The organism is Dyella jiangningensis, from assembly GCF_003264855.1.
Taxonomy (GTDB): Bacteria; Pseudomonadota; Gammaproteobacteria; order Xanthomonadales; family Rhodanobacteraceae; genus Dyella; species Dyella jiangningensis_C.
In genome coordinates, this window is record NZ_NFZS01000004.1 from 304,456 (window position 1) to 321,056 (window position 16,601).

Annotated in this window: 9 protein-coding genes; 3 read left to right on the forward strand and 6 right to left on the reverse strand. The window is 66.3% G+C overall.

Translation table 11 applies throughout. The features are described 5' to 3' along the window. Window positions 1-13 precede the first annotated feature (13 nt). Genes recC through recD form a run of 3 tightly spaced genes read left to right on the forward strand, consistent with a single transcriptional unit; the run spans window position 14 to window position 9,121 of the window. Window positions 14-3,496, forward strand: a complete 3,483-nt coding sequence (gene recC / locus CA260_RS13970; RefSeq protein ID WP_202864096.1) for an exodeoxyribonuclease V subunit gamma — start codon at window positions 14-16, stop codon at window positions 3,494-3,496. After that, complete coding sequence (recB, locus tag CA260_RS13975; protein WP_111983681.1) at window positions 3,493-7,149, forward strand: exodeoxyribonuclease V subunit beta; 3,657 nt, start codon at window positions 3,493-3,495, stop codon at window positions 7,147-7,149. Before recC ends, recB begins: the two co-directional genes overlap by 4 nt. Next, window positions 7,139-9,121, forward strand: a complete 1,983-nt coding sequence (recD, locus tag CA260_RS13980) for an exodeoxyribonuclease V subunit alpha (protein ID WP_238149766.1) — start codon at window positions 7,139-7,141, stop codon at window positions 9,119-9,121. Before recB ends, recD begins: the two co-directional genes overlap by 11 nt. A gap of 8 nt (window positions 9,122-9,129) precedes the next feature. Here the strand turns inward: recD and CA260_RS13985 are convergent, their stop codons facing one another. Genes CA260_RS13985 through pilV form a run of 6 tightly spaced genes read right to left on the reverse strand, consistent with a single transcriptional unit; the run spans window position 9,130 to window position 16,501 of the window. Then, complete coding sequence (locus CA260_RS13985; protein WP_111983683.1) at window positions 9,130-9,741, reverse strand: GspH/FimT family pseudopilin; 612 nt, start codon at window positions 9,739-9,741, stop codon at window positions 9,130-9,132. Beyond that, a complete protein-coding gene (locus CA260_RS13990) occupies window positions 9,741-10,166 on the reverse strand; it encodes a type IV pilin protein (RefSeq protein ID WP_111983684.1) in 426 nt (141 codons plus the stop codon). The genes CA260_RS13985 and CA260_RS13990 overlap by 1 nt, the downstream gene beginning before the upstream one ends. 12 nt (window positions 10,167-10,178) lie before the next feature. Next, window positions 10,179-13,934 carry a pilus assembly protein gene (locus CA260_RS13995; RefSeq protein WP_172461848.1) on the reverse strand — a complete coding sequence of 1,252 codons (3,756 nt, stop codon included), beginning with the start codon at window positions 13,932-13,934 and terminating at the stop codon, window positions 10,179-10,181. Window positions 13,935-13,978: 44 nt separating this feature from the next. After that, entirely contained in the window at window positions 13,979-14,617 is a 639-nt protein-coding gene (locus tag CA260_RS14000) for a pilus assembly PilX family protein (protein ID WP_111983686.1), read from the reverse strand. 40 nt (window positions 14,618-14,657) lie between these two features. Next, window positions 14,658-15,974 (reverse strand): PilW family protein, encoded by a 1,317-nt coding sequence (locus CA260_RS14005; RefSeq protein WP_172461850.1) that lies wholly within the window; start codon window positions 15,972-15,974, stop codon window positions 14,658-14,660. Beyond that, window positions 15,971-16,501, reverse strand: a complete 531-nt coding sequence (gene pilV, locus CA260_RS14010; protein WP_111983688.1) for a type IV pilus modification protein PilV — start codon at window positions 16,499-16,501, stop codon at window positions 15,971-15,973. Before pilV ends, CA260_RS14005 begins: the two co-directional genes overlap by 4 nt. Window positions 16,502-16,601: the final 100 nt, after the last annotated feature.

Genomic DNA, 16,601 nt, shown 5'->3' on the forward strand with positions numbered 1-16,601 from the left:
CCCCGTGCCTGACGTGAGCCATAGCCTGGACCTGCCCTTCGAGGCCCCGATCGTGCCGGGCCTCATGGTCATCCATGGCAACCGCATGGAAGACCTGCGCGACTTGCTGACCGCCTGGCTCGCGCGCGCGCCGCTGCGGCCGCTGGAAGACGAGTTGATGCTGGTGCAGAGCAACGGCATCGCGCAGTGGTTGAAATGGGCGCTCGCGCGTCCCACCGCCGATGGCGGCCTGGGCATCAGCGCCGCCATCGACGTGCAGCTGCCCGGCCGCTTCCTGTGGTCCGCCTATCGCAGCGTGTTGGGTCGCGATGCGGTACCCACCACGTCGCCGTTCGACAAGTCGCGCCTGTGCTGGCGACTGCCGCGCCTGCTGCCCGCATACCTGCACGAGCCGGACTTCGCCCCGCTGCGGGATTTCCTGCGCGACGACCACGACGAACGCAAGCGCTTCCAGCTGGCCGAACGCGTTGCCGACCTGTTCGATCAATACCAGGTCTACCGGGCCGACTGGCTGGCGGACTGGGAACATGGCCACTACCAGCTGCGCGACGACCTGCGCGACCGCCAGGCTCCATTGGCGATGGACCAGCGCTGGCAGGCGCGGCTGTGGCAGCTGGTGCTGGAAGACGTGGGCACCGAGCGGCGCAACCATCGCGCGGCCGTGCACCAGGCTTTCCTGGAACGTATCGCCACGCTGACGACGCGACCGGCGACGCTGCCGCGCCGCATCGTGGTGTTCGGCATCTCCTCGCTGCCGCAACAGACGCTGGAGGCGCTCACTGCACTGGCCCGTTTCAGCCAGGTGATGCTGCTGGTGGCCAATCCATGCCGGCACTACTGGGCCGACATCATCGAAGACCGCGAACTGCTCAAGGCCAGCCAGCGCCGCCATGCGGGCAAACCCGGCCTGCCCGACGAGCCGCGCTACGAGGACCTGCACCTGCATGCGCATCCGCTGCTGGCTGCGTGGGGCCGGCAGGGGCGCGACTACATCCGGTTGCTGGACAACTTCGATCGGCCCGAGGGCTATCGCCAGCAATTTGCGGCATGGAACCGCAGCATCGACCTGTTCACCGACACCGGCAACGGCACGCTGCTGCGCCAGGTGCAACAGGCCATCCTCGATCTCGAACCGGCACCGACGACGCCCGCGCAGCGCAAACCCTGGCGGCAGGGCGACGCGTCGCTGCGCTTCCAGGTCGCGCACAGTCCCCAGCGCGAAGTGGAGATCCTGCACGACCAGCTGCTGGCCATGTTCGAAGAAGCACACCTGCGCGGCACGGCGCTGTCGCCGCGCGACGTCATCGTGATGGTGCCGGACATCCAGGCCTACGCACCGCACGTACAGGCCGTCTTCGGCCGGCTTCCGCCAGGCGACCCGCGCCACCTGCCCTATTCCGTCACCGACCAGCCCTCGCGCGGCGTGCTGCCATTGATGGTGGCGCTCGAACAGGTGCTGACGCTGCCCGAGTCGCGCTTCGCCGTCAGCGACCTGCTCGACTTGCTCGACGTGCCGGCCGTGCGGCAGCGCTTCGGTATCGACGCATCCGGCCTGCCGGTCCTGCGCCGCTGGATCGAGGGCGCCGGCGTGCGCTGGGGGCTGGACGCCGCGCAAAAGCAGAGCCTGGATCTGCCCGGCATCGAACAGAACAGCTGGCGCTTCGGCCTGCGCCGCATGCTGCTGGGCTATGCGGTGGGCGAGGGTTCCACCTGGCACGACATCGCGCCTTACGAAGAAGTCGGCGGGCTCGATGCCGCGCTGGTCGGTCCCCTGGTGCAGCTGCTGGATCGGCTGGAGGACTACTGGCGGGCGTTGCGTGAACCGGCGACGCCCGCGCAATGGCACGCGCGATTGCAAGCCTTGCTCGCCGACTTCTTCGAAGCCGACGACCCGCGCGACGGCGATCGCCTCACGCGCCTGGGTGATGCGCTGGACGCCTGGCGCGATGCCTGCCAGGAGGCGGATTTCGCGCAGCCCCTGCCACTGGCCATCGTGCGCGAACACTGGCTCGACGCGATGGATGAAAGCCGGCTGTCGCAGCGATTCATGGGCGGCGCGGTCAGTTTCTGCACATTGATGCCGATGCGCGCGATTCCGTTCCGCGTGGTGTGCCTGCTCGGCATGAACGATGGCGACTATCCGCGCCAGCAGGCGCCGGCGGATTTCGACCTGATGGCGCTGCCGGGCCACGCCCGTCCGGGCGATCGCTCGCGCCGCGAGGACGATCGCTATCTGTTCCTCGAAGCGCTGGTGTCGGCACGCGATGCGCTCTACATCAGCTGGGTGGGCCGTCACGTGCGCGACAACAGCGCGCTGCCGCCGTCCGTGCTGGTGGGACAGTTGCGCGACTATCTGGCCGCCGGCTGGCATCGCGAAGGTGACGCCGCCGACGCGCACGACGCCGGTGTACGACTGCTGGACGCGCTCACCACGGTCCATCCGCTGCAGCCTTTCAGCCGCCGCTATTTCCAGGCCGATACCGATGCGCGCCTGTTTACCTATGCGCGCGAATGGCGACAGGCCTTGCGTCCACACGATGCCGGCGCCACGACACCGCTGCCGCCGTGGCAACCGGATGCCGCACTGGGCATCACGCAGCTGCGCGCCTTCCTCTCGCAGCCGGTGCGCAGCTTCTACAACCAGCGGCTCAAGGTGCAATTCAATGCACTGGATGCAGAGGCCGCCGACGACGAGCCGTTTGCGCTCGGCGGCCTGGAGCAGCACCAGGCCACCACCGCCATCGTTCACGCCGCGCTGCGCAGCAATGATGCCGGGCTGTCCATCGGCGCGGCCACGCAGCAGCTGGCGCGCCAGGGCGTGCTTCCGCCCGGCGGCTTCGGCGAACTGGCCGAACAGGTGCTGGTCCGCGAGGGCGAGGTCCTTGCGCAGGCCTGGCTTGCCGCGTGTGAGCGCTGGCCGCTGCGCGACGACAAGATCGAACTGCAATACGTGGCGCATGGCGTGCGCGTGGAAGACTGGCTGACCGACCTGCGGCAGGGCACCGATGGCGCGCTCGTCCGCCTCGAGCTCGCAACCGGGCGCCTGTTGCAGAAGAACGGCGTGATCCGCCACGACAAATTGATCGCCGCCTGGATCATCCACCTGCTTGCGCATGCGCAGGGGTTGTCCATCACCTCGCGCGTGGTGGGCCTGGATAGCCGGATCGCGCTGCCGCCCCTGGATGCGTCGCATGCCACGCTGTGGCTGGACGAACTGCTGGCGGCGTGGCGAGAAGGCATGGATGCCCCGTTGCCGCTTGCACGCCGCACCGCGTTCGCGTGGTTGCAGGCAGGCGACGAGGACAAGGCACGCAAGCAGGCCTTGCTCGCCTACGAAGGCAACAGCTTCGCGCGCATCGCCGGCGAAGTGGACGACGATGCGTATCTGGCACGCGCCTGGCCGCGCTTCGACGCGTTGCTCGCGGGTGGCTTCGTGGAATGGTTGTCGCTCTACCGTCCCCTGCTGGAAATCGCACGCCAGGAGGACGTCGCATGATCGCCAGCCAACCGCTGCAGCCGCTACGCCTTCCGCTGCAGGGCATCCAACTGATCGAGGCCAGCGCGGGCACGGGCAAGACGTGGACCATCGCCGCGCTGTACCTGCGCCTCGTGCTGGGGCACGGCCGTCCGGACGGCCTGCCGTTGTTGCCGTCGCAGATCCTGGTGCTCACCTTCACCAAGGCGGCGACCGCCGAGCTGCGCGAACGCATCCGCGAGCGCCTGGGCGAAGCGGCCGATGCCTTTCGTGGACGGGTCGCCGCCGACGACTTCCTGTGCGAACTGATCGCCGCCTATCCCGGTGAGGAAGCGCGCTCCCGCGCTGCACGTCAGCTCGAACTCGCTGCGCAATGGATGGATGAAGCCGCCATCCACACGATTCATGCCTGGTGCCAGCGCATGCTCGGCCAGCATGCCTTCGACAGCGGTCATCCATTCGTCCAGGACACCAACGCCGACGAAAGCGAGCTGCTGGCCGAAACGGTGCGTGATTACTGGCGCACGCATTTCTTCCCGCTCGACCGCGCCGGCGCCGCGCTGGTCTCGCACTGGTGGAAAACACCGGACGACCTGCAGAAGGCACTGCGACCACTGCTGCGCCAGCCGCTGGCGACCCTGCGTCTCGCCGGCAAGCCCTTGCCCGAGCCGGCTGAAGCGATGACGCAATTCCGGCAAGGCGTGGATGCCGCGGACGCCGCCGAAGCCTGCGCCCGGTTGGCCTGGAGCGATGATGTCGACGCCATCGAAGCTATGTTCTCCAAGGCATTGGCGGCACGCGCGCTCAACGCCAGGAAAATGCCTGCGGAAAACGTCACTGCGCAGCTCGCCGAGTTGCGGGAGTGGTCGCGAGGCGGGCCGGTGGCGCCAGACACGCTGCGACGCTACACGCAAGGCGCACTGGCTGCAGCACTGAACAAGAACGCCGAACCGCTGAAGCACGCGGCGTTCGAGGCCATCGAGGCGTGCATGGAACTGCAGGGGCGGCTCGACCCGCTCAAGGCCACCGTGCTCGCGCAGGCGACGCGTTGGGTGTCGCAACGCCTGGAGCAGACCAAGCAACGCCGTGCGCAGATGGGCTTTGACGACATGTTGCGCCGGCTCGACGACGCCTTGCACGGCATCAGCGGGCTTCGGCTCGCCGACACCATCGCCAGGCAATATCCGATCGCGCTGATCGACGAGTTCCAGGATACCGACCCACTGCAGTGGAACATCTTCCGCCGCATCTACGATGGGCGCGAAGGCACCGGCCTGCTGCTGATCGGCGACCCGAAGCAGGCCATCTACGGCTTCCGCGGCGCGGACATCCATACGTACCTGCGTGCGCGCGAACGCGCCAACCAGCCGACGTGGACGCTCGACACCAACTATCGTTCCACCGACGCGCTGGTACGCGCGGTCAATCGCGTGTTCGAGCATGCCGACACGCATCACGCCGGTGCGTTTGCGTTCGGTCGCGAAGCCTTGCCCTTCCATCCGGTGAAGGCGCGCGGGCGTGCTGATCGCCTGGTGCTGGACGGACACGCCTTGCCGCCGATGCGGCTCGCGGTGGCGAGCGGCGGCGAAGCCATCAGCGCTTCCGCCTACGCCAACCTGATGGCGCAACATGCGGCAGCCTACGTGACGCAGTTGCTGACGGCCGCGCAGGAAGACCGCTGCGGCTTTGTGGATGACGCGGGCAAGCTGACGCCACTGCGCGCCAATGACATCGCCATTCTCGTACGCAGCGGCACCGAAGCGGCGAAGGTACGCGAGGAGATGCAGCGACGCGGCCTCAAAAGCGTGTACCTGTCCGATCGCGATTCGGTGTATGCGTCGCCCGAAGCCGCCGACCTCTTGCGCTGGCTACAGGCTTGCGCCTCGCCGGGGTCCGATCGCGCCATGCGCGCGGCGCTGGCGACGCCCACGCTGGGCCAGAGCGATGCGGAGCTGGACAGGCTCAATCTCGACGAACACTACTGGGAAACATGCGGAGAACGCTTCCGGCACTTGCATGACACCTGGCTTCGCCACGGCGTGCTGGCCATGCTGCACGATCTGCTGCATGCGTTCGACTTGCCGGCGCGATTGCTTTCGCGCCTCGATGGAGAACGCGCGTTGACCAACCTGCTGCATCTGGCCGAACTGCTGCAGCATGCCGCGGCGAGCCTCGACGGCGAGCAGGCGCTGGTGCGCTATCTCGCTGCACAGATGGCCATGGCGCACGATGCACAGAGCGACACCGCCGAGGACCAGATCGTCCGTCTCGAGAGCGAGGATGCGCTGATCAAGGTGGTGACCATCCACAAGTCCAAGGGCCTGGAATATCCGCTGGTGCTGCTGCCGTTCGTGTGTGCTTCGCGCGAAGTGAAGCCCGACGATCGTTTCGTGTGGCACGGCGACGATGGTGAAGCCCGCATGGACCTGCGTGCGGACAGCGCGGCGGTGGCCATGGCCGACCGCGAGCGCCTGCAGGAAGACCTTCGACTGCTCTATGTCGCGCTTACCCGCGCGCGCTACGCCTGCTGGCTGGGCGTCGCCTGCTGCAAGAGCGGCAACAGCGCCACGCCTTCGCTGCACAAGTCCGCGTTCGGTTACGTGCTGTCCGGCGACGAGATCATCCAGCCCGACGAACTGCCGGCGCGGCTGCAAGCCCTGCGCGACGACAGTGCGGACATCCAGCTCGACGTGCTGTCGTTTCCCGACACGCAGCCGCTCCAGACCAGGGCAACCGATATCACGCCCTTGTGGGAGGCGCGCACATTCCAGGGCCCGCCGCAGGAACGCTGGTGGGTGGCGAGCTACAGCTCGCTGAAGCTCGCGGAAGACGACGCGCCCACGGCTGCGCCGGAAACGGCTGCGCAGGACGTGCGGATGGAAGCCGACAGCGAACCCTCGATCGCCCCCATGGATGCGCCCGGCGCCGCCCGTGGCATCCACGCCTTCCACGCCGGCGCCGAGGCCGGCACGTTCCTGCACGACCTGCTCGAATGGTCGGCCGAGGAAGGCTTTGCCGCCGTGGCCGCGGATCCTTCCGGGTTGGCCAAGGAGATCACGCGACGCTGCCAGCGTCGCGGCTGGCAGTCGGACATCCCCCTGCTGATGCGTTGGCTCCCCGAACTGCTGCGCACGCCGCTGGCATTGCCCGATGGCGCGACGGCGAGCCTGGCCCAGATGGACAGCTACTACGCGGAATTGGAATTCTGGTTCGAGGCGCGCCATGTCGACACGCTTGCACTGGATCGGCTCGTCACCACGCACTCGCTGGGCGGCCTGCCTCGGCCGGCGCTGCAGGCCGAACATATCAACGGCCTGCTCAAGGGTTTCATCGATCTCGTGGCGGAACGCCGCGGGCGCTATGTCGTGATCGACTACAAGTCGAACCGGCTTGGCAGCGATGCGGCCGCCTATACCGCCACCGCGATGCGCGATTCCATCCTGCGCGAGCGCTATGACCTGCAGTACGCGTTGTACACGCTGGCCCTGCACCGGCAGCTGCGCGCGCGGCTTCCAGACTACGACTACGAACGACACGTCGGCGGCGTCGCCTACCTTTACCTGCGTGGCGTCGACGACCAGGGCCATGGCGTCCACATCGAACGACTGCCGTTCACGCTGATCGATGCGATGGATCGCCTGTTCGCTACGGGAGGCCGCACGCATGCGGCATGATGCCTTGTCCGCATCGCTGGACCTCGCCGCCGAACGCGGCCTGCTGCGCGCGCTCGACGTGGCGTTTGCCCACTTCCTCGCCTCGCAGGATCCTGGCGCGGCAGCTGCCCTGCCGCTGCTTGGCGCACTGGTGAGCCGCCAGCAGGCGGACGGCCATCTGTGCCTGGATCTCGCCGACTGGGCCTCGCTGGCCGACGAAGGCGGTTGGCCTGACGGCTGGCGAGCTTCGGTCGCGACGATCGCCGGCAACCCTTCGTTGCTCGAAGCATCGGTACTGGTCGGCCTTCCCGAGGGCACCCATGGTGGTTCGCCCCTGGTCCTCGATGGCACCCGGCTTTACCTGCGTCGCTACTGGAACCATGAGCAGCGCGTGGCCCAGGCCATTGGCCGCCGCCTTTCGCCGTCTGCGCAGATGCCTGCGCGACTGCGCGAGCAATTGGCGCGACTGTTTCCAACCAGGGACGAAGGCACACCCGATTGGCAGCGCGTGGCCTGCGCCTTGGCGGCGCGCAGTCCGTTCACCGTGATCACCGGCGGCCCGGGCACCGGCAAGACCACGACCGTGGTGCGGCTGCTTGGTCTGTTGCAGACCTTGCATCGCACCGACGCCGCGCGACCGCTGCGCATTCGGCTGGCTGCGCCCACCGGCAAGGCGGCGGCCCGGCTGCAGGCATCGATCAGTACGCAGATCGCCCTGCTCGATGTGGACGCGGAGGTTCGCACCAGCATCCCCAGCCAGGTGGATACGCTGCATCGCCTGCTGGGTGCGCGTCCCGACAGTCGACGTTTCCGCCATGACAGGGCGAACCCGCTGCATCTGGATGTACTGGTCATCGACGAAGCCTCGATGATCGATCTGGAAATGATGTCGGCCGTGCTCGACGCCTTGCCGGACGACGCCCGCCTCGTGCTGCTCGGCGACAAGGACCAGCTTTCCTCGGTGGAAGCCGGCGCCGTATTGGGCGATCTATGCCTCCGCGCCGAAGCGGGCCATTACAGCCAGGCAACAGCCGATTGGTTGCGCACGACCAGCGGCGATACGGTCGATGCGTGGATACACAGCGATGCGCTGCCGCTGGACCAGCACGTGGCCATGCTGCGCCACAGCCATCGCTTTGGCGCCGACAGCGGCATCGGCCAACTCGCCCAGCGCATCAATGAGGGCGATGCGCTGCAGGCGCTGCACCTGCTGGGCGAACCACATGGCGACATCGCCTGGATCGATGCCACCGCCAACACCGCACGGCTCGCCGAACTGGTGCTCGACGGCGGCCGTCACCGCTTCGCCGCTCATGACGATGGCGGCGAGCCGCAGGGCTATCGGCATTACCTGCAGTGGCTGCGCGACCAGCGACCGCATGCACAGGCCGACATCGCAAGCTTCGAAGCGTGGGCACGCGGTGTGCTGCAAACCTTCGGCAGCTTCCAACTGCTGTGTGCGTTGCGCCAGGGCCCGTTCGGCACGGAAGGCCTCAATCGCCAGATCGCGGCCATCCTGCAGCAGGCAGGCCTGATCGATGCCACGCAGGAATGGTACGAAGGCCGCCCCGTGCTGGTCACCCGCAACGACTACAGCCTGGGACTGATGAACGGCGATATCGGCATCGCGCTGCGCGTGCCCGACGAGCAGGGCAGATTGCACCTGCGCGTCGCCTTCGAAGTGCCCGGCCAGAGCGGGGACGAAGCCACGCGTATCCGGCTCGTGCTTCCTTCGCGCCTGGGCGAACGCGAGACCGTGTACGCGATGACGGTGCACAAGTCGCAGGGTTCCGAGTTCGATCATGCAGCGCTCGTGCTACCGGACGCGGCCAGCGCCGTGCTCACGCGCGAACTGCTCTACACCGGCGTCACCCGCGCGCGGCGCTGGTTCACCTTGCTGGGATCGGAAGAGCGTGTCGCCGCCGCCATCGGGCAATCCACGCGCCGCCATTCGGGACTGTGGTCGCGTTTTTCCGCAATGACGTCAGCGTGATCCGTCAATCACGATGACGCTGGAAGACAACGTTCGTCCGGCGCCAGTTGACGGCGCTGCAGGCTGCCGGAACCGTTGAGGATGAGTTCCACCCCGGGCACATCCGTGCTCGCTTCGCCTTGGGGATCGTCGCCAGACGCACGTGCGCAGACACGCCATGACACCGTGGCACGTTCGGACGTCGACTTGAACTGGCCTTGCTGGCCGAAGGTGACCACACCTGCATCGGAGGCGGTCACCGCCATGGAGCCCGTGGGAACCGTGCGACGCAGTCGGCTGAAACCCGGCGCGTTGGCCATATAGGCGCGGTTGGCGCCCGCGACCCCGACGGGATAGGCATAGACGATCCAGCCATCGCCATAGAAAGCCTGGGTGGCGCAGGCATCGCCCGTGCTGCTTGGGCAGATGGAGACGAATGACGCGCGCTGCACGGCCTCGTGCCGCGCATAGGCCAGGTCACTGCGCAGCATCTCCGCGGCTGCATTCACGTGATGGCGACGCAACAAACCCTTCCATGAAGGCGCGACCAGCGTCACCACGATCGCCAGCACCGCCAGTGCGATCACCAGCTCCACCAGCGTGACGCCCCGGGACGGCAGCAAACGGTCGCGCGGCATCATCACCAGCACCGTCCGTTGGTATTGCGCGATGCGTCCGCGGCGTCCGGCAAGCGCGTGCCCGTGTTGTCGATGGAAAGGGATCCACAGGCATCACCGGCCTGCATGCCCTGCCCATTGGCCACCGCCACATAGGCCTGCCCCGCCCCATTGGTGTCCTGCACGGTGACCTGCGCCTGGTAATGGCCGGACTCGGACATGGCAGTGGCCGAGCTCGAATAACCGATCGCCACGAGATCGCCGTAACGGTTATGCACGGCGTAGTAGCGCTCCTGCGCATTGGCGATATGCATGAGCAGGGCCTGGCCTTCGGCGCGGCGCGCGCGATAGGTGTAGCGGCCATAGGACGGTATGGCGATGGCCGCGAGTATCGCGACGATGGCCACCACCACCATGAGCTCGACCAAGGTGAAACCTCGCGGATTCATGAGCCACTCCTGTCATTGATCGTTGTTGAGAGCGCGCCATGAGCGGCGACGCCAGATGGCATCGCCCACGGAGAACGGGCTTCCATCAGACGACAGCGTGATCCCCGGCAGATATACCTGCCCGCCTCCGACACGAATGGCCGCCGGCAACGACCCGCCGGTCGGCGCGTTGGTGATGCGCGCACCGGCGTGGGCATACGCGTCGTCCCATCCGCCGACAGGCCCCAACTGGACCCCACTCGCGGCACCGCCCGTCGCGGCATCCACGACCAGCACGGCACCTTGCGTGGTCGGATTGCACGGGTCGCTTTTCTGCGGGATGAGCGTGGTCACGATGGCGCGATTGCTGTCGAACAGCGCCGTGGCGTCCACGACCACGCGCTCGCCCGCATTGCTCTGCTTGCCGTCGACACCGGTCGTCTGCAGCAGGAAATACCAACCGCCCACCGGATTCCCCGCGCCATCCTTCAACGGCACGGCATGTGTGGTCAGGCCACGCACGTCGCCTTTTTCGTAAAGCTGTTGCTGGACCATCGGTGTCGTTCCCTCGATCACCGGCATGGCACGCGACGTGCCTGGATCGCGAATGCCGTATACCGCCTGCACCTGCGTGGTGGCGTCGACGAGGTTGTCGCTGCTGCCCAGGTACTTGCCGGTGCCGAACAGTACGATGAAATGACGCGTGGCAGGGTCCGGAAACAGACGTGGCATCACCGTCACCGGCCGTTGTCCGGCGACAGCGGGCTTGAACAGAAGATCCACCTTCCAGTTCGATGCGTCCTCGTCGCTGAGGTCGAAGCGCCATACATTGCCCTGCAGATCCCCAGCGAAGGCCACGTCATCGACCTGGTCGCCTTCGTAGTCGCCCAGCACCGGCGAGGTGAGACCATCGCTTGTGATGCCCATGCCTGCCACAAGGGTGGGCGTGCGCAATTCCTTCAGCAGCGTCCCTGTCTGGGCATCCAGTACGAACAGCGAACTGACGTGACGGGCTGCGGCCGGCTCCGTGCTGCCCGTGGGGAAATAGCCGCTGGGTACGAGCACCACCCACCGTCCGTTGGCCAAGCGGCCGATGTTCGGACGTCCAAACGTATAGCCCAGGTTTGACGGGTCACCCGCCATGCTCGCGGAGGTATGATGGAATTCCCACAGCACCTTTTCCGACGGCCCCGTAGCCTCGTTCGCTCCCGCGTCGGTGATATCCAGCGCGTAGATCCCCCTGCCACCAAAGCGGACTCCCGCCACGAGGATGCTGTGCCAGCCCACGAGCGGGCCTGAACTGAAATACACATCGCGCACCACCGGTGTGCCATCCACCGTGGGCGCATATTGAAAGTGGGTCAGCGCACTCATCCCGCGCAGCCCGCCGTAAACGCTATAGGGCACATAAGCCCAGCGCTCCGCGCCTGGCTTCGGTGCGCTATCGACGGAGGCCGGATCGACACCGTCGGTCGTGGCATCGAAGGCATGCAGCATGCCGTCGTTGGCACCGACATACAGCGTGGGCGCCCGCTTGAGATGGTCGGCCACGAACTGCTCGTAACTGTGCAGCAGGCGGCCATCCTTCCCGACCGCCATCTCGGGCGCTGGTTCGCCCGGGCGACTGCGCCGAGAAGGAAACGTGTCGCGATAGCCGCTCGCCGGATACGCCACATATACCGCCTGCGCATTGACCACCGCACCCAGCACCGAGCTGCGCTGACGGAATGCACTGCCCTCCTTGGTACGCACACCCCGTATCCAGTCCAGCCTGTCGTTGCCCGCCGCCCCGGTCTCGAAGCCGGCATCCACGGCGTGCAGGGCTTCGAGCACCGACGCGCCCCGGAACGCCGCGCCATGGCTGGCCCCGGGTGCCGTGCTGGTGAGGATGACCCGGTCATCGGCATTGCCGGTGCGTGCGTCGAGCAGGGCACCGGCGTTCCACCGGGACGCGCCCAGATTGCCGGACTCATCGACGCGCACCGCCTGCACCACGCCGCTCCAATCGTCGCTGCTGAAACCGGTGCGGAAATACGTGCTGTCCGTTCCCAACACGGTATGGCTTATCGCGCCGGCGGCCGATGAACCCGTCCTCGCAACGATGCTGTTGATGACCTGTCGGATCTGGTCGATCAGCTGTTGCGGATTGTTGGCGTTGAAAAGTTCGCCACGGCTGTTGATCGCCGCATGCCAGGTGTCGTCCGTTTTCGCGGCGGTGTCCAGCAGTTCGTCGTTGGGTGGCGATGCCCAGTCGGACCACGTCTTGGTGCCCTTGCGCAGGGCGGTGAGATCGCCCGGAAAATCCAATACGCCGTCCAGGCCAAACGTCACGACGAACTGCACCAGATGCTGCCAGGTCGCCGGATCGTTGGCGGGATTGAAGTAGACCTCATCGGGCAACGATGCCGGATCGCTACCCATGGGCGTCGAGATCGAGGCTCCCGTGATGCCCGTGGTCCTGTCGGGGAGATAAGGCACCACGTCGTTCTTGAGATCCGGCCGCAGGTCCGTGGCCCAGTAATGGAAGGCCACGTCGGCAAAGCCGGACAGGTTTCGCTGCGAGGGCCCACCGCCATAGATGGTCGCGGCGGCACTGTTCGGATCGTACTTGCGGCCGTCCGGCAAGGTGGTGATTGTCTGATCCGGGTTCGGCGCGACGGCCACATTGCCTTTCGCCCCCGTGGCGTCCGACCAGTCCCTGGTGAACCCGGCGTTTTCGTTCCATCCGCCATCGGTGACCAGCAGGCTGTAATTGCGGCGGCAGCTCAGCTCCCTGCCGGACGCCACGTCATAGTACGGATTGTTCTCCGACAAGGCGGTGTTGGAGCGGCTGAAATAGTTGGCGACCCTGGTCATCGCGCCGCGCGTGGGCGTACCGCCGGAAGGCTGGCTGGCATAGACGAAGTCCATCAGCTTCCGGAACTGCGTTTCATCGGTCAGAGGACGAATGATGGCGGTGTTGTCCAGCGGGCCGGTAGTCAGTCGTTGCCACTGGACACGGATGGTACGCGGCACGCTTTCCAGTGCGCGCGCAAGCGCCGAGCGTGCCGCCTGGTTGCGGGTCCGGTAAAAGCCGTACCAGATCGTGAAGTTCTTCTTCTGCGCGTCGCTCAGGGTCGACACATCGACCGCCACGTACTTGCGTGGATCGAACAGGTCGCGCCGGCTCGCGCGATCGCCCAGGAAGCGATAGAAGAAGGCGTGGGCGTTGTTGCCATCGGGATCAGCGAATGGAAACGGCATATAGCCATCGTCGACCTTGCATTGCATGGACGCCGGATGACTTTTGCTGGCCGGATAGATCGCCTCGGGCTGGATCGTATTGCCGCCCCACCAGTAGATGGCGTAGTCGGTGAGCAGGTTGCGAACAGCGCGCGTGCCGCCCGTATTCGCGGCGATGCCGTCTTCCCAGGCCGCCGTGAAGCTGCCCGGATCCATGGCGCTGCCATCCGGATGCTTGGGTGCGACGTAAGTCAGTTGTTCGTCGTAGTAGATGGTGTTGACTGCCGGCGAGAAATTCCATGGGTGCACCACCTTGCTCGCATCCGCGCTGTACCAGCCACACATGCGCCCGCCCGTGATCGGGTCGGTAATGAAGCCCGAGTAGGCTCCATAGGCGATGTCGCCATCGAGGTAACCCGGCACGAACGTCTTCCGCATGCTGTTGGAATCGTCGTAGGTAAGAATGATGTTCGGCGCCACCGCCGGCGTCAGTTCGGGTGGCGTGGCCGAAAGATCCACGGTGCCCGCCTGGGTGCGCATCCCTGCGGCGCCGATGAGCAACACCATTAGCACCATCCCTGGCACTTTCATTGAACGCATGGGCAGCTCCCTTAATCGCCTTTGGCGGAAAACGTGCTTTCGAAGACACGCACCGTGTTCGCACTGCCGCCGGTCGAGCGGGCCGTGATCCGGTAAATGTGGCGGGACGTCGACGTGTAACCGACGCCGCCGGCACCGCTCGCACCGGACTCGTGCTGCACGCCGGTGTCCGGCGGCAGTTCGGGGCCGAGATCCTCGATCAGGTAGCGGGGGTTGTAGGCCAGCGCGGCGTGCCCGTCATCCGGCGCCGGCCTTGTGAAATCGATGCCGCCGTTCGCCGCCCCGTATTCGGTGCCGTAGCCGGTGACCCAGCCCTGGCTCGTGCGGAATACGCGCACCGCCTCGGCGGGACCGACGGACGGATCGTCGAGGTAACAATCCGTCAGCACCGCCTTGCCGCAGCGCAATGCGGACGAGGTCGCGCTTGCCGTCCAGAGGCGCCACTCCGCGCCACGCAGCGCCGCTTCCGCGCCCATCTCGGCCTGCTGTGCATTGCGCAGACCACCGGCCATGCGCTGTTGCAACAAGGAATGGCTGGATGCACCGATGCTCAACAGCGTCAGAAGCAGCAGGAAGATCAACGCGACGACGAGTACCGTCCCACGCGCGCGCCGCGCAGTTCCCATGCGAAAGAAGTTCTGATGACTCATGCCAATGTCTCCGTCTGGCGGCCCCGGTGGTTTGCGGCGGTCAGGGGTTGTAGTTGCGCACCGAAACCAACGCGATGAACTCACGGCGCAGCTTCTGATTCACGAAGCCCTGCGCTGAGGGAGTCACCCGACGACCTGACGCATCGGGCGAAGCCGGCGCCGAGATGCCGTCGATCTGATAGGCATACATCTGCTCGCGCGGCGTAAGGGTGTAGAGCGGTTTTTCGGCTGCCATGAGCAGGTGCACCTCGATGGTCTTCACTGCGCGCCAGAGACAGCCGGGGTCGCGCTCCAGGGGCAGCGGCACGGAAGGCGGACAGGCAATCGTCGCGCCGGCATTGCTGTCGACCTCGGCGGCGGAGAGATAGCGCGTATGGCCATTGCCGTCTTCAACGCCGTAGAGAAAGTCGAGGCGCTCCACGCCACGCACCATTTCCTGGCTTCCGGTCCGATCCTTGCGAATCAACGCGCCCGTAGTGGTGCCGTCATCGTTGGCGACCACTTTCACGAAGTAGGTCAGCGTGGCGAAGTCCTTGTTGAAATCGAAAAGTCTCGGTGCTGCCTGGCTCGAACGGGCCACCGGCGCCGTGAAGTTCTGGCTGGGGTCGGGCGTCAGGTCGGGCTTGCCGCTGACCGCAAAGACCTGCCCGCCGGAGCAGTCCGACAGCATGACCAGGTCACTGGGTTCCAGGTCGGTAAGCGGCGGCTCTCCGCTCGCGGGCGCAAGGTGAATCGACGTGATGCTTCCGGCGGTGTCGGTGACCACATAGCTGCTTGCCCCCAACGCCCAGCCCCGCGAGCCATCCACGTACCGCAGCGTCAACACGCCGGTTCCCAGCGCACGGTGGTCGACAGACTTGCCCATCGATGGCAGCACGGACGTCGGTGGATCGATGGGTGAGCAGGTCGTGCTGCTGCAGTCATATCCGCGCATCCAGAAGAAAGAGGGCAACGAATAAGGCGCCGTCGGAGCGCTGGGGTAGGTGTTGCTGCCGGACGTCGCCCCCCAACGTGTGGTGAGATCGCTCGCACCTAGTGCCGCCTGAAGGTTTCTTGCGTAGACCACCGGCGCGCGCAACCCATCTAGGCTCAGCCCGCTGCTGGTGGTCGACGCGGTACCGCCGGTGGAAGTGCAGTACTGCGCATTCGCCATGCGCAGGTCGTCCACGATCCGCCCGATCGCGTAGCGCCCTCCCTCCTGAACCTGCGCGAGCTGGCCCTGCGCGCGGCTGCTGGCCGACGTCGACAGGAAAACGCTCACGATGCCGGCGGAAACCAGCAGCCCGAGCACCATCGCCACCATGAGCTCGATCAGCGACAAGCCCGCGACATGGCGACGGTCTGCAGGGCCGATCATGGCTGGAACTCCCATGCAAACAGCTGGCTCGCCGCATCGGCGTGCTGGCGATCCCCTGCCCCGCGCTCGGTCCACGACACGGTCATCCTGCAGCTGCCACCGTAAGGCGGTCGCTGACCGATCTGGGCCGACGGGTTATAGCCCACCGCATTCATGCCTCGGCATTGGATGCGGGCGCTGGCGTCGGGCAGCTGGCTATCGAGCAGGCGACTCCACAGCACCTTATCCCGTTCAGCCACTGCTGCGGGGCCGCAGGGTGTCTGCGCGTCGCAACTTGTCGATCCACTGCTGACCGGATAGTCATCGCTGTTGTAGTCGCCGCTCCACACACCGACCGGATTCGCCCGCATGCGATCGGCCATGTTGTTCGCCAGATACGCCACCTGCGTTCGCAGATAGGCGGTTTGGTTGGATCGCGCCGACATCACCATCATGCCCGCGTGACCCACCAGGCCGATGCTGAACACGAAGACCGCGACTAGCACTTCGATCAGCGATACACCGCGCTGGTATTGCTGGCCATCCATGACCGTAGCTCCCGTAACCTGGGAAAACTCTATGGTTCATGCTCTCCGGGGAACGCTGTCGCACCGACGAGCGGCGAGAAAAAGCAGACGAATGGCGCGC